The sequence below is a fragment of the Pseudomonas sp. HLT2-19-2 genome (assembly GCF_054898005.1).
The window spans coordinates 591,803-611,449 of sequence record NZ_CM142712.1 but is presented as its reverse complement, the minus strand read 5'-3'; the positions used below and the strand labels follow the sequence as shown (position 1 = coordinate 611,449).

14 protein-coding genes are annotated in these 19,647 nt (G+C 59.6%); 7 read left to right on the top strand and 7 right to left on the bottom strand.

The features are described from left to right. Positions 1-70 precede the first annotated feature (70 nt). From ACYZTU_RS02905 to ACYZTU_RS02895, 3 genes are all read right to left on the bottom strand, one after another. Positions 71-1,444, bottom strand: a complete 1,374-nt coding sequence (locus tag ACYZTU_RS02905; protein ID WP_461967865.1) for a DUF3999 domain-containing protein — start codon at positions 1,442-1,444, stop codon at positions 71-73. After that, positions 1,441-5,028 carry a DUF2339 domain-containing protein gene (locus ACYZTU_RS02900; RefSeq protein WP_461967863.1) on the bottom strand — a complete coding sequence of 1,196 codons (3,588 nt, stop codon included), beginning with the start codon at positions 5,026-5,028 and terminating at the stop codon, positions 1,441-1,443. The genes ACYZTU_RS02905 and ACYZTU_RS02900 overlap by 4 nt, the downstream gene beginning before the upstream one ends. Positions 5,029-5,212: 184 nt before the next feature. Continuing rightward, a complete protein-coding gene (locus tag ACYZTU_RS02895) occupies positions 5,213-7,663 on the bottom strand; it encodes a glycogen/starch/alpha-glucan phosphorylase (RefSeq protein WP_461967861.1) in 2,451 nt (816 codons plus the stop codon). Positions 7,664-7,916: 253 nt separating this feature from the next. On the opposite strand from ACYZTU_RS02895, the gene ACYZTU_RS02890 reads away from it, so the two are divergent. Next, positions 7,917-8,360, top strand: coding sequence for a YkgJ family cysteine cluster protein (locus ACYZTU_RS02890; protein WP_008149447.1), 444 nt, complete (start codon positions 7,917-7,919; stop codon positions 8,358-8,360). A 203-nt stretch (positions 8,361-8,563) separates the two neighbouring features. Here the strand turns inward: ACYZTU_RS02890 and typA are convergent, their stop codons facing one another. Together typA and thiI are read right to left on the bottom strand one after the other, a co-directional pair. Beyond that, the gene (typA, locus tag ACYZTU_RS02885; protein WP_449642782.1) at positions 8,564-10,384 is read right to left on the bottom strand and encodes a translational GTPase TypA; all 1,821 of its coding nucleotides are present in this window, start codon (positions 10,382-10,384) and stop codon (positions 8,564-8,566) included. A 139-nt stretch (positions 10,385-10,523) separates the two neighbouring features. Then, on the bottom strand, positions 10,524-11,978 hold the full coding sequence (thiI, locus tag ACYZTU_RS02880; protein ID WP_461967859.1) for a tRNA uracil 4-sulfurtransferase ThiI: 1,455 nt from the start codon (positions 11,976-11,978) through the stop codon (positions 10,524-10,526). 331 nt (positions 11,979-12,309) lie between these two features. Between thiI and glnA the strand changes: the two genes are divergently transcribed. The 5 genes from glnA to ntrC all read left to right on the top strand — a co-directional run bounded on the left by glnA (position 12,310) and on the right by ntrC (position 17,895). Next, the gene (glnA, locus tag ACYZTU_RS02875; RefSeq protein WP_140668136.1) at positions 12,310-13,716 is read left to right on the top strand and encodes a glutamate--ammonia ligase; all 1,407 of its coding nucleotides are present in this window, start codon (positions 12,310-12,312) and stop codon (positions 13,714-13,716) included. A gap of 297 nt (positions 13,717-14,013) precedes the next feature. Then, positions 14,014-14,529 (top strand): DUF4124 domain-containing protein, encoded by a 516-nt coding sequence (locus tag ACYZTU_RS02870; RefSeq protein ID WP_461967857.1) that lies wholly within the window; start codon positions 14,014-14,016, stop codon positions 14,527-14,529. Next, positions 14,526-15,146: a DUF4124 domain-containing protein gene (locus ACYZTU_RS02865; protein ID WP_461967856.1), complete on the top strand. Its 621-nt coding sequence runs from the start codon at positions 14,526-14,528 to the stop codon at positions 15,144-15,146. Before ACYZTU_RS02870 ends, ACYZTU_RS02865 begins: the two co-directional genes overlap by 4 nt. Before the next feature lie 230 nt (positions 15,147-15,376). Next, positions 15,377-16,462 carry a nitrogen regulation protein NR(II) gene (gene glnL, locus ACYZTU_RS02860; RefSeq protein WP_008024908.1) on the top strand — a complete coding sequence of 362 codons (1,086 nt, stop codon included), beginning with the start codon at positions 15,377-15,379 and terminating at the stop codon, positions 16,460-16,462. Then, complete coding sequence (ntrC, locus tag ACYZTU_RS02855) at positions 16,459-17,895, top strand: nitrogen regulation protein NR(I) (protein ID WP_449642787.1); 1,437 nt, start codon at positions 16,459-16,461, stop codon at positions 17,893-17,895. The genes glnL and ntrC overlap by 4 nt, the downstream gene beginning before the upstream one ends. Before the next feature lie 274 nt (positions 17,896-18,169). Here the strand turns inward: ntrC and ACYZTU_RS02850 are convergent, their stop codons facing one another. Then, a complete protein-coding gene (locus ACYZTU_RS02850; protein ID WP_461967854.1) occupies positions 18,170-18,610 on the bottom strand; it encodes a hypothetical protein in 441 nt (146 codons plus the stop codon). On the opposite strand from ACYZTU_RS02850, the gene ACYZTU_RS02845 reads away from it, so the two are divergent. Next, positions 18,609-19,064: a tRNA (cytidine(34)-2'-O)-methyltransferase gene (locus ACYZTU_RS02845; protein ID WP_007949025.1), complete on the top strand. Its 456-nt coding sequence runs from the start codon at positions 18,609-18,611 to the stop codon at positions 19,062-19,064. The two genes, ACYZTU_RS02850 and ACYZTU_RS02845, sit on opposite strands and share 2 nt — an antisense overlap. Before the next feature lie 63 nt (positions 19,065-19,127). On the opposite strand, the gene secB is transcribed toward ACYZTU_RS02845, so the two are convergent. Beyond that, a complete protein-coding gene (gene secB, locus ACYZTU_RS02840; protein WP_461967853.1) occupies positions 19,128-19,613 on the bottom strand; it encodes a protein-export chaperone SecB in 486 nt (161 codons plus the stop codon). Positions 19,614-19,647 lie beyond the last annotated feature (34 nt).

Here is a 19,647-nt window from a genome sequence, read left to right as displayed (position 1 = left end):
ATAGAGTTCATGCGCCCAATTGAGCGTAGTTCGAAACCGCCCGGATGTGCACCGGGCGTTAATGCCAGTTTCAAGGCTTGACCGGCGGCTTGCGCAACAGACTGAACGCCATCGCGGCGAGAAACAAAACGCTGAGCAGCAACACCGCCCACAACCCGAACTTCTTCCAATTAGTGGCAGTCGTAGCAGCCGTTGTCCCTGTCGACGCCGGCGTGATCACCGCCCCGCCCTCCACCGTAGCCTTGCCCACCGTCGCCAACTTTGCAGCGCTGTAATCCGGAATCAACGTCGACAGCGGCAGGCTCGCCGCCTTCACCGTGGCACCTCCGAGTGCGAGCGTATAAGGCCCCGTCCCGCGCGCCAGAAACACCAATTGAGTGGAGCGCACGGCGAACCGCACAGTCGGTGCCTCGGCCCCCAGTCCACCGCCGCGCTCGTCCACCGTCAGTTTCAACTGCTGCACGGTTTGCCCCGACAGCTGCAATTCGTTCTGCACCACATCCTGACCATTCTGGGTCAGGCGATAGAGCAAACCGCTGCTCAGCGGCTGCCACGGCAGGCTGCTTTCCCGACGACCGGACAAGGTTACCGGCGCCAAGCTGTTGGGCTGACTCAACTCGACCTGCAAGCGCTCGACATTCAGCCCCATGGGTAATTGCCAGGTGTATTCACCCGCCTTCACGCTGCTGCCGGTCAGCGGTTGTGACCAAACCAGCGGTAGCGGCAGGCTGCGGGTCTTGGCGCTTTGCAGTTGCGCCGAGGTCAACGTCGGGGCCGATTGCGGCGTGTTCCACAGCAAGCGCAGATAACGGGCCGATTGTCCCGGCAGAGCGACTTCATGCTGCTCGACCTGTTCATCGGCAAACGTCAGGCGTGCCACCTGACCTTCGCCCCAGGACTGCCAGTGCTGCAAGTCGTCGCTGGCTTCGAGGGTGAAACGCTGAAAGCCGTCGCGTTCGCTGGTCCAGTCGAGGATCAACTGCTGCAACGGTGCTTTGATGCTGCTGGCGTCGAGCAACCAGCCGCGCAGCATTTCTTCGCCCGCCTCCAGCTGACTGGACGGCTGCACTTCGACCAGCATGCCGTTGGCATTCGATTGCACCCGCACGCTCGGTGCGTGTTCGGTGGAGTCCGCCGAGTTGTACAACGGGAACCATTTCACGTCGGTAAGGGTGCGGTTCTCGCTGGTTTGCGCTGGCGCGCGGGTCAAGGAATAAGCCTGAGCCTCACCGGCGGCATTGAACACGCGCACATCGCTGAGATCGGTTTGCCGCGCATTCAATTGCACGCTCAAGGGCAATTCGAGGCGATACCACGGACCTTCGCCGCTCACGGACAAGGGCACTTGGGTAGCGAAGTCCGCCGGTTTTTCCTGAGCACTGGCCGACAGCGCCACACCCAGCGCAACAGCGCCCAACCAGCCCAGGTTCAGCTTCTGACTCAAAACGACACTCCTTCGGTTTCCGGGGCCGGTTTTTCAGCCTCCGGCACAGACTCGGCGCGCTTGGGCGGCAACGGGGCGAAATAGCCCACGACCAACAGCAACACGCCAACGCCGATAAATGACACGATCCGGGCGAGCCCGCCGCGGTTACTCAACTCGACAAAAAACAGTTTGGCCACCACCACACCGATCAGCGCCGCACCGATCAGCCAGACTTCGCGGCGATCACGCAGATGACCGCCGATCATCAGACTCAGGGCCATCAAGGTCCAGACGATGGACAGACCGGCCTGCACCCGCATGGATTCGAGCAACGCCTCCAGCTCGAACGGCACACCGCCCCAATGGTGAGCCGTGCGCATCACCAGGGCCGTGAAGAACACAAACAGGGAGGCGCCAGCGATCAGTTGCGTGGCGTGATCAAAGTAGTCCTTGCGAATCGACAGTTGCGGCACGGCGCTGCGGGACCAGACATAAACGCCGAACAGCGCAAACAGCAGACCCAACTCCAGCGGGTTGATCAGCGGCACATAAGGCAATGGCTCGGCGGTGCCGTCGCTGACGACATTCGCCAGCCAGAACCAGCCGAGCATCAGCAACGCCAGAGGCGCGGCGGCATAGACACGATATTCGCGCGGATAAGCCGATACCGGCCATGGCCAGCCACGGGGGGCCGCCATCAGCACCAAATACAGGCTCGGCAGAATCGCCCAACCCAACCAGCGCCAGGCATTGTATTGCTCGGACAACAGCAACAGGCCGTAACGCAGCTCCAGGGCCAGCACGCCGATCAACAGCCAGCAGCCGAGCACGTGGGCGGTACTGAGGACGCGCGCCGACAGCATCGGCGCCAGACGTCGCAGGGAGATGAAATGCATAACGAACACGGCGGCCCATGCCAGCCAACCAACGTTGGCCGCCGGGTGATAACGCGAGTGCCACGCAGCCAGTAACACCAAACCGACAGCGGGAATCAGCAAGGTGCAGAGCAAGCCCAGCGCCGACCATTTCCGGCGTAGCGCCAACACTGTCCACAGCGCCACGCTCAGCGCCGCAACGGCCAGCAACAACGTCGCTTGCAGATTAAACGGTGCGAAGCGCAGCACTTCACTGACCCACGCCAGCGCCCACCAACCCGCGCCCCACACCAGCAGCACTTCGGACAAACGCTGCAGGCTCAGCACATCGAAGGCCGAAGCATGGTTGCCGAGCTGCAAGCGCCAGGCGCCAACCATTGCGGCCAGGCCCAACACCAGCGGCGTCCAGAAACCGCTGTGAGCCAACGGGCGCAAACCTTCGCTGGCCAGCGGCCCGAGCAGGTCCGGACCGGCGAACAGGAACGCCGCGCCGCCAATCACCTGCAACAGCAAGCCGAAGACAAAACTCACGCGCTGCTTCAGGTACAGACTCAGCCAAATGATGAACAGCCCACTGGCCGCCCATACCGCACTCGCTGTTTGCCAAGGCAGGACGAAGAGCACCGCCAGATTGATCAATACCAGACCGGCCAGCAGCACTACCGACAAACCGCGCAGTAATCGCAAGTCGCTTCGGACCATTTCATCGCGAGCCGCCAGCAACATGCCGGCGATCAACGCCAGGCCGATCAACGATGCGCTCAGCAAGCCGCTCCAACCGGCACTGAGCACAGCGGAGGATTCAACGCTTGAACCCTGCAGCCGCAGCAGGAACAACGCACCGCCGAGCAACTGCACAGCGAACGCAGTGAACAGGAAGGTGCGCGATTGCAGACGCAGGCCGACGAACAAGGTCGCCAACCCCGCCAGCGCCCAACTGATCGCCGTGCCGTGAGTGAAGAAGAACAACGGCGCCAGCAGATAGAGGAAAGTCAGACCGAGGCAGGCCAATACGGGCAGCCCTTTGCGCTCCCATTGCGAAGTCTGTTCAGGCAAGGCTTTGCGCAATTGATAGAAGCTGAACAACAACGCCACGCCGAGCATCAACGCGCCCAGTGGAGCGCCGTCGAGCAAGCTGCTGTCGCCGATCCGCAGTTCACTGAGGAAGGCCAGGGCCGAGCCCAATTGCAGCAGCAAGGCAAAGGCTCGGGCCAGCGGTCGTTGCTGACGCAGGCCGAGCCAGAAGATGCCGGCGCCTTCGACGGCCCATGCAGCAGCGGTCCAGCGCGCATCGAGGCCCAACGGAATGGCCAGGCTGGCGAAAATCACGCCCAGTGCCAGGCAGGTTTCCGCCAGCAGCAACGCTCGTCCGCCCATCAGCAACCGTGCCAGGCCCATGTAAATCATGCCCAACGCCAACGCGCTGAAGGCAGCGGCAAACTCGAGATGCTGAACCAGAGCGAACTGCAAACCGAAGCCCACCAACGGAGGACCGAACAGCATCGTGCCGTCGACGTAATCACCCTTGCGCGTCGACCAGCGCAGCAGCGCCTCGCGGCTGTCATCCTCGGGCGCGTCGCTCATTTCCAGCAACTTGCGTCGGGCGAACAGCAGGCCGATGGCCAGGTACATCAGGAAAAACACAATCAGGAACGGTTCGGTGCTCCACAACAGTTCTGGCGTATAGGAACGCAGGCCCCAAGCGAAACCGATGCCGAAGGTGCCGACGAAGCCGATCAAGTTAAGCAGCCGCCAGGCCTTGAACCAGGCGATGGCGAGGATGCCGGCGTTGAGCAACGCAAAGTAGCTGAACAGCGCGACATGGTTGCCGGCGCCGGTGGAGGTCAGGATTGGAGCCGCGAAACCGCCGAGTGCCGCAGCGGCGGCGAGACCCAGAGCATCCTGGGTGATGGCGAGAATCGCCGAGAACACCGTCACCGCGACCAGCAGGCCCAACGCCGCAGTAGGATCGAGCAGCGGATGCAGGCGCATTGCGGCAAACACGGTCAGGTACAACACCGCGATCCCGGTGCCTTGCAGCATCAACGCGTAATGGCTGTTGCGCAGTCGCAGCCACCAACCCAGGCCGAGCAAGCCCAACGCAGCCGCCGCGACACCGGCGTAACGCAACTCGATCGGCACCACCATGCCTTCGGTGGCGTAACGCAGCAGGAAGGCCAGACCGAGAAACAACAGCACCACACCGACCCGCAGCACGGTGTTGCCGCCGAACAGCCAGTTGCGGGCGCCGATGATGGTGCGCTCAATGACATTCGGACCGCGCGGGATGACGGGCTGTTGCGGCTCGCGGGCGACCGGCTCGGGTTTCCAGGGATCGGCAGGAAGCGGGCGACTGGTTTCAGTGGCCGCAGCAATAATCGGTTCTAATTCGGGAGGGAGTTCCCAGATCAGCTCCGGGGAGGCGACAAGGGCTTCATCGAGCATGATTTCTGGGGGCGGGACGGTTTCGCTGGCAACCGGTTCGCTGGCTTCAGGCACTTTCAAGCCAGACACCTCGAGCAATGCCAGACGTTGCTCGACCGCACTCAGCGCCACCTGCACCTGTTCAAGCAGCCGGCGCTGCTCGACAGTTTGTGAACCCAAGTGGCCAATGCTAATGGCCTGGCCAACACCCAACCCGAGCAGCGCGCCCAGCAGCGCATCGCTGAACGACTCGTCGAGTATCCAACCCAGCACCAGCCCAATCAGCATGAACATCCATTGCATTGTCGATATCCCTAAGCGCAGTGGCCAATCCAAGAAGATTAGCGCAGCCCGTACAGCAAAGATCGCAGCCTTCGGCAGCTCCTACACCGACCGCGTTTACCCAATGTTAGGTGACGCTGACTGTAGGAGCTGCCGAAGGCTGCGATCTTTTCCGGGGCGCCAGTATATCGACCCGAACGAAGGCTTACTCCAGCGCTTTCCAGATATCCGTGGCGTACTCGCGAATCGTCCGGTCGGAGGAGAACCAGCCCATCCGGGAAGTGCTCAACACCGCTGAACGCCACCATTCGTTCGAATCGTGCCAATGGGCTTCAACGCGCATCTGCGCGTCCCAGTAAGAGTCGAAATCGGCGCAGACCAGGAAGCGATCGTAGTCGATCAGCGAATCGATCAATCCTGCGTAACGGGACGGATCATCCGGCGAGAACACCCCGCCGCGTATCGCTTGCAGCACGTCATTCAAACGGTGGGAGGCCGCAATATCCGGCGTCGCATTGAACTCATGATTCTGCTTGCGCGCTTCAACCTGCTGAGCGCTGAGGCCGAAGATGAACATGTGCTCGACACCGATGCGTTCGCACATTTCGACGTTGGCCCCGTCCATGGTACCGATGGTCAGCGCGCCGTTGAGGCCGAACTTCATGTTGCTGGTACCCGACGCTTCGAAGCCTGCGGTGGAAATCTGCTCCGACAAATCCGCTGCCGGGATAATGCTCTCCGCCAGACTGACGTTGTAGTTGGGCAAGAACACCACTTTCAGCAAACCGCGCACGGTCGGGTCGTTGTTCACCACCCGGGCAATGTCGTTGGTCAATTTGATGATCAGCTTGGCCTGGTGATAACTGGCCGCAGCCTTACCGGCGAAGATCTTCACCCGCGGCACCCAATCGATTTCCGGCTCGGCGCGGATGGCCTGATACAGCGCGACGGTGTGCAACAGGTTGAGCAACTGACGCTTGTATTCGTGGATCCGTTTGACCTGTACGTCGAACATCGCTGCCGGGTTGACCGCGACCCCCAGGCGTTCGTGAATGATGTACGCCAGGGCTTTTTTGCTGTGCAGGCGCTGCTCGGCGAACGCCTTGCGGAACGCAGGCTTCTCGGCGAACGGCTCCAGTTCCAGCAGTCGCTCTTCAGCGTTGTCCAGCAGATCGGGGCCAAGGGCGTCGACCATCATTGAGGTCAGCTCCGGGTTGGCTTGGTAGAGCCAGCGGCGGAAGGTGATGCCGTTGGTCTTGTTGTTGATCCGGTCCGGGTAGAGTTTGTGCAGTTCGGAAAACACCGTTTTGCGCATCAGCTGCGTATGCAGGCCGGAGACGCCGTTGACGCTGTGGGAACCGAGGAACGCGAGATTGCCCATGCGCACACGGCGGCCGTTGTCTTCCTCGATCAGCGACACCGCGCGCAACACTTCAAAGTCGTGAATACCTTTGGCGCGCAGCGAATCGATGTGCTGGGCATTGATCAAATAAATGATCTGCATGTGTCGCGGCAACATTCGCTCCATCAAACCGACCGGCCAGGTTTCCAGCGCTTCCGGCAGCAGCGTGTGGTTGGTGTAGGACAGCGTGTCGACGGTGACTTGCCACGCCGCATCCCACGCGACGTCATAGACGTCGACCAGCTGGCGCATCAATTCGGCCACGGCAATTGAGGGATGGGTGTCGTTGAGCTGGATCGCTGCATGATCGCCCAAGGTCAGGACCGAGGTGTGCATGTTGCGATGACGGCGCAACAAGTCCTGCAAGGACGCGGCAACGAAGAAATACTCCTGACGCAGGCGCAGTTCCTGGCCCGCTTCGGTGCTGTCTGCCGGGTAGAGCACCCGGGAAATACTTTCGGCCCGGGCGACTTCTGCCACGGCGCCCAGGTGGTCACCGGCGTTGAAGCGTTCCAGGTGCAAATCTTCCATGGCCCGGGCGCGCCACAAGCGCAGCGTGTTGACGCTCGCCCCGCGCCAGCCGACGACCGGTGTGTCATAAGCAATCGCGCGAACGGTTTCCGCTGGCGTCCAGACTTGCCTGGACTTGCCGGCTTCGTCGGTGACCGTTTCGACACTGCCACCGAAACCGATCGGGTAAACGACCTCTGGCCGTTCGAACTCCCAAGGGTTGCCGAAATCCAGCCAGTGTTCGGTCTGTTCCTGCTGCCAGCCATCGACGATGGCCTGGCGGAATAAGCCGTGTTCGTAACGAATGCCGTAACCGTGGCCGGCAATGCCGAGTGTCGACATGCTTTCCATGAAGCACGCGGCAAGACGACCGAGGCCGCCGTTGCCCAGCGCTGCGTCGGGTTCCAGCAGGCGGATGCGTTCAAGGTCGACGCCGAGCTCAGTCAGCGCTTCGCGGGCCACGTCAAGCAGGCCGAGGTTGCTCAAGCTGTCGTAGAGCAGACGGCCGATAAGAAATTCGAGGGAGAGGTAGTAAACCCGCTTTTGACCTTTGCGGTAGATCTGCCGGGTGTGGTCCATCCAGTGCTCGACCATGTGATCGCGCGCCGCCAGGGCAATGGCTTCGAACCAGTCGTGGTCGAAGGCGTGATCCGGGTCTTTGCCCACCGCGTAGGTGAGTTTGGTCAAGACGGCGTCGCGGAATGCGGCCACCTCTGCTTCGCGAACAAGTGGTTCTTGAGTCATCGTAGGACCTCGAGCGAGCGTGGAGTTGTTGAGCCTAGACGGTCTGACAGGCCGTTGGAACTCTGGTTCGGCAGTTTTTCCCGTTAGTGTGAGATAGATCGACATTACCTTGTCGCGCACCGGAAAGAATGCAGGGGCCGTGCCGGGTTTCAGGTGTTTTGGGGCGGTTTACGAAAAAATCTGGCGAAAGGTTGTTCAAAAATCCACCAGTCCCGGTATGATCGCGCGCCCTGATGCACGCTGGTAACAACCGATGATGAAGTCCAACCTGATCGCCGCCGCGGAGATCGACCGCCTCGACACCTGGGCCAAGTACTCCGCCCCGATGTGCGGTTCGTGCGTTTCCAGCTGCTGCACCCTGCCGGTCGAGGTCAAGATCAAGGATCTGATCCGTATCGGCATCGTCGATGAATTCGAGCGCGGCGAGCCGCCGAAGAACATCGCCAAGCGTTTGCAGAAGGAAGGGATCGTCGAGCGTTACAACCAGAAGTCCGAGATCTTCACCCTCCAGCGCATGAGCAACAACGATTGCCTGTACCTGGATCGTAAGAGCCGTCTGTGCACTATTTATGAAAAGCGCCCGGATACTTGCCGCAACCATCCGAAAATCGGGCCTCGGCCGGGGTATTGCGCTTACAAGCCTAAAGAAGTGGCGCGTGAGACCAGCGAGAGCCGTCGGACCCTCGAGAAGTTCTGATCCAGAATCTCGCTGCCGGATAGATCGCGGGCAAGCCTCGCTCCTACAGGTCATGCGCCGTTCTTATGACGGGTGCAAAACCCGTAGGAGCGAGGCTTGCCCGCGAAGGGGCCGGAACAAACACCGCACAACCCCCAGACAAACAAAAACGCCCCCGACCTTGCGGTCGGGGGCGTTTTTTTAGCTGCTAACTAAGTCGAAACTCAGTTACCGGCTTTCTTGGCAGCGCGGGTACGCTCGCTTTCGCCCAGGATCTTCTTGCGAAGACGGATGGACTTAGGAGTGACTTCGCACAGTTCGTCTTCTTGCACGAACTCAAGAGCTTGTTCCAGGGTGAAGCGGATAGGCGGAACCAGAGCGATGGTTTCGTCTTTACCCGAAGCACGCATGTTGTCGAGCTTCTTGCCTTTGGTTGGGTTGACGCCCAGGTCGTTGTCGCGGCTGTTGATGCCGACGATTTGACCTTCGTACACGTCTTCACCGTGACCCAGGAACAATTTGCCGCGAGCTTGCAAGGTTTCCAGCGAGTAAGTCAGCGCCTTACCGGTAGCCACCGAAACCAGCACGCCGTTCTGACGGCCGGACATGTCGCCGGACTTCATCACGTCGTAACGGTCGAAGATCGAGGTCAGGATGCCTGCACCGGAGGTCAGGGTCAGGAACTCGTTACGGAAACCGATCAAGCCACGAGCCGGGATGTTGTACTCAAGGCGCACACGGCCCTTGCCATCCGGAACCATGTTGGTCAGGTCGCCTTTACGGATACCGATCTGTTCCATGATCGCGCCCTGGGATACTTCCGGCAGGTCGATGGTCACGTTTTCGTACGGTTCGTGCTTGACGCCGTCAACCATGCGGATGATCACTTCCGGACGACCAACACCCATTTCGAAGCCTTCGCGACGCATGGTTTCGATCAGTACCGAGAGGTGCAGCTCACCACGGCCGGAGACTTTGAACTTGTCGGCGGTGTCGCCTTCTTCAACGCGCAGAGCAACGTTGAACAGCAGTTCCTTGTCCAGACGTTCCTTGATGTTACGGCTGGTGACGAACTTGCCTTCTTTACCGCAGAAAGGTGAGTCGTTTACCTGGAAGGTCATGGAAACGGTTGGTTCGTCAACGGTCAGCGGCTTCATCGCTTCAACATTCAGTGGGTCGCACAGAGTGTCGGAGATGAACAACTGGTCGAAGCCGCTGATGCAGACGATGTCGCCGGCAGCTGCTTCTTCAACGTCGATACGGTGCAGACCGTGGTGACCCATCAACTTCAGGATACGACCGTTACGCTTCTTGCCGTCAATGTCGATAGCCACAACTTGAGTGTTCGGCTTGACGCGACCACGAGCGATACGGCCAACGCCGATCACACCCAGGAAGCTGTTGTAGTCCAGTGCCGAGATTTGCATCTGGAACGGACCGTCACGGTCAACCTGTGGAGCAGGGACGTGGTCAACGATGGCCTGGTACAGCGGGGTCATGTCTTCCGCCATGGCGGTGTGTTCCAGACCGGCAATGCCGTTCAGTGCCGAGGCGTAGACGACTTTGAAGTCCAGCTGTTCTTCGGTAGCACCGAGGTTGTCGAACAGGTCGAAGATCTGGTCCAGAACCCAGTCCGGACGTGCGCCTGGACGGTCAACCTTGTTGATCACCACGATCGGACGCAGGCCGGCTTCGAAAGCCTTCTTGGTCACAAAACGGGTTTGCGGCATAGGGCCGTCTTGAGCGTCAACCAGCAGCAGAACGGAGTCAACCATCGACATTACGCGTTCAACTTCGCCGCCGAAGTCGGCGTGGCCCGGGGTGTCCACGATGTTGATGTGGTAGCCGTTCCAGTTGATGGCGGTGTTTTTCGCCAGAATGGTAATACCGCGCTCTTTCTCCTGGTCGTTGGAGTCCATCACGCGCTCGTCGTTGAGCTCGTTGCGCTCCAGGGTGCCGGATTGACGCAAGAGTTTGTCTACCAGGGTGGTTTTACCATGGTCAACGTGAGCAATGATGGCGATGTTGCGTAGATTTTCGATCACTTGTGTATCTCGATCAGAGGATTCGGTGTGCTGACAAGTCTTGGCAGCGATTAACAGTAGAGTCAGGCCTTGCCGTTACAGCTTGACGGCGGCGTCGGGGGGCCGGTGACGCAGGCCACAGGCAAACAGCCCCGGGCTCTTAGCTCGGTCGATAAACGCGCACATTGGCATGCCCCTCACTGAGCAAATGGTGGGCATGCAGGCGACTCATCACGCCTTTGTCGCAATACAGCAGGTACTGGCGAGTAGGGTCCAGTTCCTTGAAACGAGCGTTCAATGCATAAAACGGCATCGCTTGTACCTCGATGCCAGCCAAGTCCATCGGGTCATCTTCAGCGGCATCCGGGTGACGGATGTCGATGACGATCTGACCGGCCAGCGCTTCGCTGACTTCTTCAATCTGCACATCCTGGCCCAATTCGTCGATCACGCGATCGATCGGCACCAGCTTGGCGTTCTCGAGCGCACGCTCAAGTACTGCCATGTCGAACTGTTGTTCTTCGTACTCCACGCGCGGACGCTTGGCGTGTGTCTTGGGGTTCACCGAGATGACCCCGCAGTATTCCGGCATGTGCTTGGCGAAGTCGGCAGTACCGATTTCGTTGGCCAGGTCGATGATGTCCTGCTTGTGACTGGCGATCAGCGGACGCAAGACCAGCTTGTCGGTCACGCAGTCGATCACGGACAGGTTCGGCAGCGTCTGGCTCGACACTTGGGAAATCGCTTCGCCGGTGACCAGCGCATCAATGTCCAGCCGATCGGCAATACGGGAAGCAGCGCGCAACATCATACGCTTCAAAACTACACCCATATGACTGTTATCGACTTTACCGAGAATTTCTCCCAGTACTTCCTCGAACGGCACACTCACAAATAACACGCGTTGGGAGCTGCCGTACTTCTTCCAGATGAAGTGCGCGACTTCCATAACGCCCAGTTCATGGGCCCGCCCGCCCAGATTGAAGAAGCAAAAATGGCTCATCAGCCCGCGGCGCATGATCTGGTAAGCGGCGACGGTGGAATCGAAACCGCCGGACATCAGCACAAGTGTCTGTTCCAGGGCACCCAGCGGATAACCGCCGATGCTGTTGTGCTGGCTGTGGATCACAAACAACCGTTTGTCGCGAATCTCGATACGAACTTCGATTTCGGGCTCTTTCAGCGAAATTCCGGCGGCGCCGCACTGACGACGCAGTTGGCTGCCGACGTATTTCTCGACATCCATCGAGCTGAATTCGTGCTTGCCGGCACGCTTGCAGCGCACCGAAAAGATCTTCCCGGCCAACGCATCACCGAAGTGCTGCTTGCACTTGGCGACGATGTCGTCGAAGTCGCCCAGCGGGTATTCGTCGACCTGCAGGAAATGCGCGATGCCTGGCATGCAACTCAGGCGCTCGGTCATCTCCTTCAGGGCTTTGGGCTCGCTGACGCGGGTTTCCAGCTCGAGATTGTCCCACACACCATTCACCACCACAGCCGGGTCCAGATCGCGGAGCACGGTACGGATGTTTTTGGCCAACTGGCGGATGAAACGCATCCGTACCGGGCGGCTCTTGATGGTGATCTCGGGGAAGACTTTTACGATTAGTTTCATGAAAACAGCGCGCGCTGGGCCAGCCGAAAAAGGGGGGCGCGGATTATAGCGGAAATTGCTCAAGGTTTAACCAGTTAATGTGCAGAAGGTTTCGCGCGCACCAAAACAGGTCATTTGTTGAATTTAACGCTACATTACGGGGCGCGATTTCCAGCTCTATGCTGCTTTGTTCCTTTATAAGCGTGATATTGGGGCAGAAAACCCATGGTGGGGCACTGGCATGCAATTTGCTCCCTTGTGAGGCAGGTTGCCTTGGCAGAGTATTCGCGCCGGCATCACCCACATTCCAAGGGCATCCACTACTTAAGCCCGAAGCCACCCGGAGGACACTATGTCGAAGTCGGTTCAACTCATCAAAGATCATGACGTCAAATGGATTGATCTGCGCTTCACGGACACCAAAGGCACTCAGCACCACGTGACCATGCCGGCTCGCGACGCGCTGGATGACGCTTTCTTTGAAGAAGGCAAAATGTTCGACGGTTCCTCCATCGCCGGCTGGAAAGGCATCGAAGCCTCCGACATGATCCTGCTGCCGGACGACAGCACTGCCGTTCTCGACCCGTTCACCGAAGATCCAACGCTGATCATCGTTTGCGACGTAATCGAGCCTTCGACCATGCAAGGCTACGATCGCGACCCACGCGCGATCGCCAAGCGTGCCGAGGAATACCTGAAGTCGACCGGTATCGGTGACACCGTATTTGTGGGTCCAGAGCCTGAGTTCTTCATCTTCGATCAGGTGAAGTTCAAGTCCGACATTTCCGGCTCGATGTTCAAAATCTTCTCCGAACAAGGTTCGTGGATGTCCGACCAAGACATCGAAGGCGGCAACCATGGCCACCGCCCAGGCATCAAAGGTGGTTACTTCCCGGTTCCACCGTTCGACCACGACCACGAAATCCGTACCTCCATGTGCAACGCCATGGAAGAAATGGGCCTGGTCATCGAAGTTCACCACCACGAAGTGGCGACTGCCGGTCAGAACGAAATCGGTGTGAAGTTCAACACCCTGGTAGCCAAGGCTGACGAAGTTCAGACCCTGAAGTACTGCGTACACAACGTGGCTGTCGCTTATGGCCGCACCGCAACCTTCATGCCTAAGCCTCTGTACGGCGACAACGGCTCGGGTATGCACGTTCACCTGTCCATCGCCAAAGATGGCAAGAACACCTTCGCTGGCGAAGGCTATGCCGGCCTGTCCGACACCGCCCTGTACTTCATCGGCGGCATCATCAAGCACGGTAAGGCCCTGAACGGCTTCACCAACCCGTCGACCAACTCCTACAAGCGTCTGGTCCCAGGTTTCGAAGCACCGGTAATGCTGGCCTACTCGGCTCGTAACCGTTCCGCTTCGATCCGTATTCCTTACGTGTCCAGCCCTCGCGCTCGCCGTATCGAAGCTCGCTTCCCGGATCCAGCAGCCAACCCGTACCTGGCCTTCGCTGCCCTGGTAATGGCCGGCCTGGATGGTATCCAGAACAAGATCCACCCTGGCGATGCTGCTGACAAAAACCTGTATGACCTGCCGCCTGAAGAGGCGAAAGAGATCCCACAAGTTTGCGGCAGCCTGAAAGAAGCCCTGGAAGAACTGGACAAAGGTCGTGCGTTCCTGACCAAAGGCGGCGTTTTCAGCGATGACTTCATCGACGCTTACATCGCTCTGAAAAGCGAAGAAGAAATCAAAGTACGTACCTTCGTACACCCACTGGAATACGAGCTGTACTACAGCTGCTGATCCGGTAGCGCTGCGGCACGCGGCGTGACAAAAAGAGGCCTCCTTCGGGAGGCCTTTTTTGTGGCTGCGATTCTATGGCTGACAAAAATCCAATGTGGGAGCGGGCTTGCTCGCGAATGTGGTGTGTCAGTTACATAAATGCTGACTGATACACCGCATTCGCGAGCAAGCCCGCTCCCACAGGGTTTTGTGGTGTTTGAGGGATTTTGGCAGTTCATGCCCAAATGTTTACAACTTGGGCTAACCGGCACCACTCGCCTATGCTGCAATCCAACGCGTTCGTTTCTGGTCGATTTTATGGGTCGTGGTTTTCTATTCATCTTGCTGCTGATCGCCCTGCCCGCCGCAGCGCAGATCTATAAGTACACCGACGCCGACGGCAACACTGCCTACAGCAATCAACCGCCCGACGGCGTTAAAGCTCAACCGGTCGAATTGCCTCCGCTCAACAGAGCCGAAAGCCAGCCGCCGGGCGAACCTGCACCATCTGCCGAAGCCAACGGCCGTGAGCAACCTCGTGGCGCCTACGAGGTACTGGAACTGACCGGCCTGCCCAACGAGGAGGCGTTGCGCGCCAACAACGGCACTTTCACCGTCAGCGTTTTGATGAAGCCACGCCTGCAAGGGCCGCATCTATTGAGGTTGTTGCTGGATGATCAGCCCTACGGCCAACCGAGCAACGTTCCGATCCTGCAACTGGTGAACGCCGATCGCGGCGAACACAGCCTCGCAGTGCAGGTGATCGATGGGGAAAACCTGGTGCAGCAAAGCCCCACCGTGACGTTCACCGTACAACGGGTGCATAAGCCGTGAGGGTGTGGCTGCTGATCGCCTGCTTGATCGCCCTGCCGGTGACCGCCGAAGTTTTCACCTACGTCGACGCCCAGGGCAATCGGGTCTACACCGACCAGCCAGGCGCCAGCAACGCCAAGCGCGTGCCGCTGGCGACGAGTAATCGCATGTCCGCCAACCCCACCGGTGCTGCGCCGATGACAGCCCCAAAGAAAACCGAAGCCAAACCGCTTTTCCACTACGACATGCTCCGCGTACTGGTGCCGGAGCCAGACGCCACTGTCCGCAGCAGCGCCGGAGAACTAATCGTCAGTGTCACCAGTGAGCCCGGCCTGCAACGGGGCCATCGCTACCGATTGCTACTCGACGGCCAACCCACCGCAGAGCCCGCCCCAAGCCCGGTATTCGCCCTGAGCAACATCGATCGCGGCAGCCATAACCTCTCTGTGGAAATCCTCGACGAGCAGGGCCGCATCGTTGAGCGCACAGCCAACCAGCCGTTCCACATGCTGCGCATCTCCCTCGCACAGAAGCGCCAGGTCAAACCCTGCGCCCTCCCGGATTACGGCCAACGGCCAGAATGCCCGCTCAAAGACAAACCCATCGAGCCAAAAAATCCCTTCTTGCGTTTCTTCTAACGCCGTTCGGCTTTGCGCACTATATTGGTGCAATAAACTGCACTGTACCCACATCCCAACCCATTTTGGTTCGAAAGTACCCGCCAAAGCCGGCAGAACGCCACGCAAACGAGCGTCAAACGCCCGTTTCAGGCCTTAAACGCTTCTTTTCGGAGCCTTGGTTTGGTTTTTGCATTTTCCTCGTATCAGCGCTTGATTCTTGCGCATGCTCCGCTCCAAAAGAGGTCCTGATGACCATTAGCGACGCACTACACCGCTTGCTACTCGACAACCTGACCACCGCTACCATTCTGCTCGACGCCGAACTGCGCCTCGAGTACATGAACCCGGCAGCGGAGATGCTCCTGGCCATCAGTGGTCAGCGTAGCCATGGGCAGTTCATCAGCGAGTTGTTCACCGAATCCACCGAGGCGCTGAATTCCCTGCGCCAGGCGGTCGAGCAGGCGCACCCGTTCACCAAGCGCGAAGCGATGCTCACCGCGCTTACCGGCCAGACCCTGACCGTCGACTACGCGGTCACGCCGATCCTCGCCAACGGCGCCACCATGCTGCTGTTGGAAGTCCACCCTCGTGACCGCTTGCTGCGCATCACCAAGGAAGAAGCGCAGCTGTCGAAGCAGGAAACCAGCAAGATGCTGGTGCGCGGCCTCGCTCACGAAATCAAGAATCCTCTCGGCGGGATACGCGGCGCGGCGCAGTTGCTGGCTCGCGAGCTGCCGGAAGAAAGCCTGCGCGACTACACCAACGTGATCATTGAAGAAGCTGATCGCCTGCGCAACCTGGTCGATCGCATGCTCGGTTCCAACAAACTGCCGTCGCTGGCGATGTGCAACGTCCACGAAGTGCTCGAACGCGTCTGTCACCTGGTGGAAGCCGAAAGTCAGGGCTGCATTACTTTGGTACGCGACTACGACCCCAGCATTCCCGACGTGTTGATTGACCGCGAACAAATGATTCAGGCCGTGCTGAACATTGTGCGCAATGCGATGCAGGCCATCAGCAGCCAGAACGAGCTGCGCCTTGGCCGCATCAGCCTGCGTACCCGCGCCATGCGCCAGTTCACCATCGGCCACGTGCGTCATCGCCTGGTGACCAAAATCGAAATCATCGACAACGGCCCGGGCATTCCCGCGGAGTTGCAGGAAACCATCTTCTTTCCCATGGTCAGCGGCCGTCCGGACGGTACCGGGCTGGGCCTGGCCATAACCCAGAACATCATCAGCCAGCACCAGGGCCTGATCGAATGTGACAGCCACCCAGGCCACACCACTTTCTCGATCTTTCTGCCCCTGGAACAAGGAGCCACATCGACATGAGCCGTAGTGAAACCGTGTGGATCGTCGATGACGACCGTTCTATCCGTTGGGTCCTGGAAAAAGCCTTGCAGCAAGAAGGCATGACCACGCAAAGCTTCGACAGCGCCGATGGCGTGATGAGCCGCCTGGCGCGCCAGCAACCGGACGTGATCATCTCCGACATCCGCATGCCGGGTGCCAGCGGTCTGGACCTTCTGGCGCGGATTCGCGAACAACACCCACGGCTGCCGGTCATCATCATGACCGCTCACTCCGATCTGGACAGCGCTGTCGCGTCCTATCAGGGCGGCGCGTTTGAATACCTGCCCAAGCCGTTCGACGTTGATGAAGCAGTTTCTTTGGTCAAGCGCGCCAACCAGCACGCTCAGGAACAGCAAGGCCTGGAAGTCCCGGTTGCCCTGACCCGCACCCCGGAAATCATCGGTGAAGCGCCGGCGATGCAGGAAGTGTTTCGCGCCATCGGGCGCTTGAGCCACTCCAACATCACCGTGCTGATCAACGGCGAATCCGGGACCGGCAAAGAACTGGTGGCCCACGCGCTGCACCGTCACAGCCCGCGCGCGGCTTCGCCGTTCATTGCGCTGAACATGGCGGCGATCCCGAAAGACCTGATGGAATCCGAGCTGTTCGGCCATGAGAAAGGCGCGTTCACCGGCGCGGCCAACCTGCGTCGCGGGCGCTTTGAACAGGCTGACGGCGGCACGCTGTTCCTCGATGAAATCGGCGACATGCCGGCAGACACCCAAACTCGTTTGCTGCGGGTTTTGGCCGACGGCGAGTTCTACCGCGTCGGCGGCCATGTGCCGGTGAAGGTCGATGTGCGAATCATCGCCGCGACTCACCAGAATCTGGAAACCCTGGTGCACGCCGGGAAATTCCGTGAGGACTTGTTCCACCGCCTCAACGTCATCCGCATCCATATTCCACGCCTGTCGGACCGTCGCGAAGACATCCCGACCCTGGCCAAGCACTTCCTCAGCCGCGCCGCGCAAGAACTGGCGGTGGAACCGAAGCTGCTGAAAAGCGAAACCGAGGAATACCTGAAGAACCTGCCGTGGGGCGGCAACGTGCGCCAGCTGGAGAACACCTGCCGCTGGATCACGGTGATGGCTTCGGGTCGCGAAGTGCACATCAGCGACCTGCCGCCAGAGCTGCTCAACCTGCCGCAGGATTCAGCACCGGTGACCAACTGGGAGCAAGCGCTGCGCCAGTGGGCTGATCAGGCGCTGGCCCGTGGCCAGTCGAACCTGCTTGACAGCGCCGTGCCGGCCTTCGAGCGGATCATGATCGAGACCGCCCTCAAACACACCGCCGGCCGCCGCCGCGATGCCGCCGTTTTGCTGGGCTGGGGGCGTAATACCCTGACGCGCAAGATCAAGGAATTGGGGATGAAGGTTGATGGTGGGGATGATGATGAGGGGGATGAGGGTTAACTTTTAACGATCATCGCCCCCTGCGTGCACCGCCTGAATGCACCGTGAACCGCAATCGCGCACAGCAATCGATCCAGAATCCCGCCCGCGTTCGCAGTCGAACCCTATCGAAAAAACACGAAAGCCCCGAATCACGGGGCTTTCAGCGCTTCAAAGCGGCTTTCTGTTTCGATTCGTGAAAACCTGGCACGCCCCCTGCATTAGTCCATTCAGTGATTCGATTCACTACCCAGTTTCGGGAACCTTGGTACAGGCAGGCCGGGGATTCCCTCTTTTATTGCTCTCGGAGATGGATCTCCAGCCGCCAGCGGTCATCGACCTCGCTACCGATCCAATCGCCCTGCAGTGGCCGGGCCGCCACCACCGTCAGCAACAACCCCCCATCACTCAAACGTACTCGCCAGTTCACGCTCTTGTCGTTGATTTTGAGCTGACCTTTCTGCGCCTTGCCTTCAGCTTCAAACAGCAGCGCAAGGCTACCGTCGACGAACTCGCCATGGGTCTTCGGTTCGTTGTTGAACCACACCACCAGCCCATCGTTCGTCACCTCCACTTGCTGCAATTCGCTGGGGTCGGGGGTGGTCAGGCGACCGATCATCAGCCCCACCATCACACCGACAATCGCCAGCGAAGCCATCACTCGCGGGAATAGTTTCGAACGCGGATCAGCTTGCGGCGTAGAATGCTGCTCATCTTTACCTTCGGAGCCGTGCATGTTTCACGTCATCCTTTTCCAACCAGAAATTCCGCCGAATACCGGCAACGTTATCAGGCTGTGCGCCAACAGTGGCTGCCACCTGCATTTGATCGAACCGCTGGGCTTCGAGATGGACGACAAGCGTCTGCGCCGGGCCGGCCTCGATTACCACGAGTATGCCACCCTGCAGCGCCACGCAGACCTCGCCAGCTGTCTGGAAAGCCTCGGCCATCCTCGGTTGTTCGCCTTCACCACCAAGGGCTCGCGGCCGTTCCACGATGCCAGCTTCGCCGAGGGTGATGCGTTCCTGTTCGGCCCGGAAAGCCGTGGTTTGCCGGCAGAAGTACTCGATGCGCTGCCCGGTGAACAGCGCCTGCGCCTGCCGATGCGTGAAGGCTGCCGCAGCCTGAACCTGTCGAATACTGTCGCCGTCGCCGTGTATGAAGGCTGGCGCCAGCTCGGCTTCAAGTAAGCGTTGCTTGGCCCATGAAAAAAGCGCCTGTTACGGCGCTTTTTTCGTTACTGCATAGAACGCTTATTGAACGGTCGTAGTCTCGCCCGCAGTCTGCATGCGTTGCAGTTCCTGTGCGTACAGCGCGTCGAAGTTCACCGGAGCCAGCATCAGGGCCGGGAACGAACCGCGGGTGACCAGGCTGTCCAGGGTTTCGCGAGCGTACGGGAACAGGATGTTCGGGCAGAACGCGCCGAGGGTGTGGCTCATTGAAGCGTCATCGAGGTTCTTGATCAGGAAGATCCCGGCCTGTTGCACTTCAGCAATGAACGCCACTTCGTCGCCGTTCTTCACGGTGACGGACAGGGTCAGTACGACTTCGTGGAAATCGCCTTCCAGTGCCTTTTGACGGGTGTTCAGATCCAGACCGACGCTTGGTTCCCACTGCTGACGGAAGATCGCCGGGCTTTTCGGGGCTTCGAAGGACAAGTCACGTACGTAGATGCGCTGCAAGGAGAATTGCGGTGCGGTTTCTTCTTCGCTAGCTGCAGTGTTCTGTTGGTCAGTCATCTCAGATCCTTTCTGATCTAGGGGTCTTACAGGG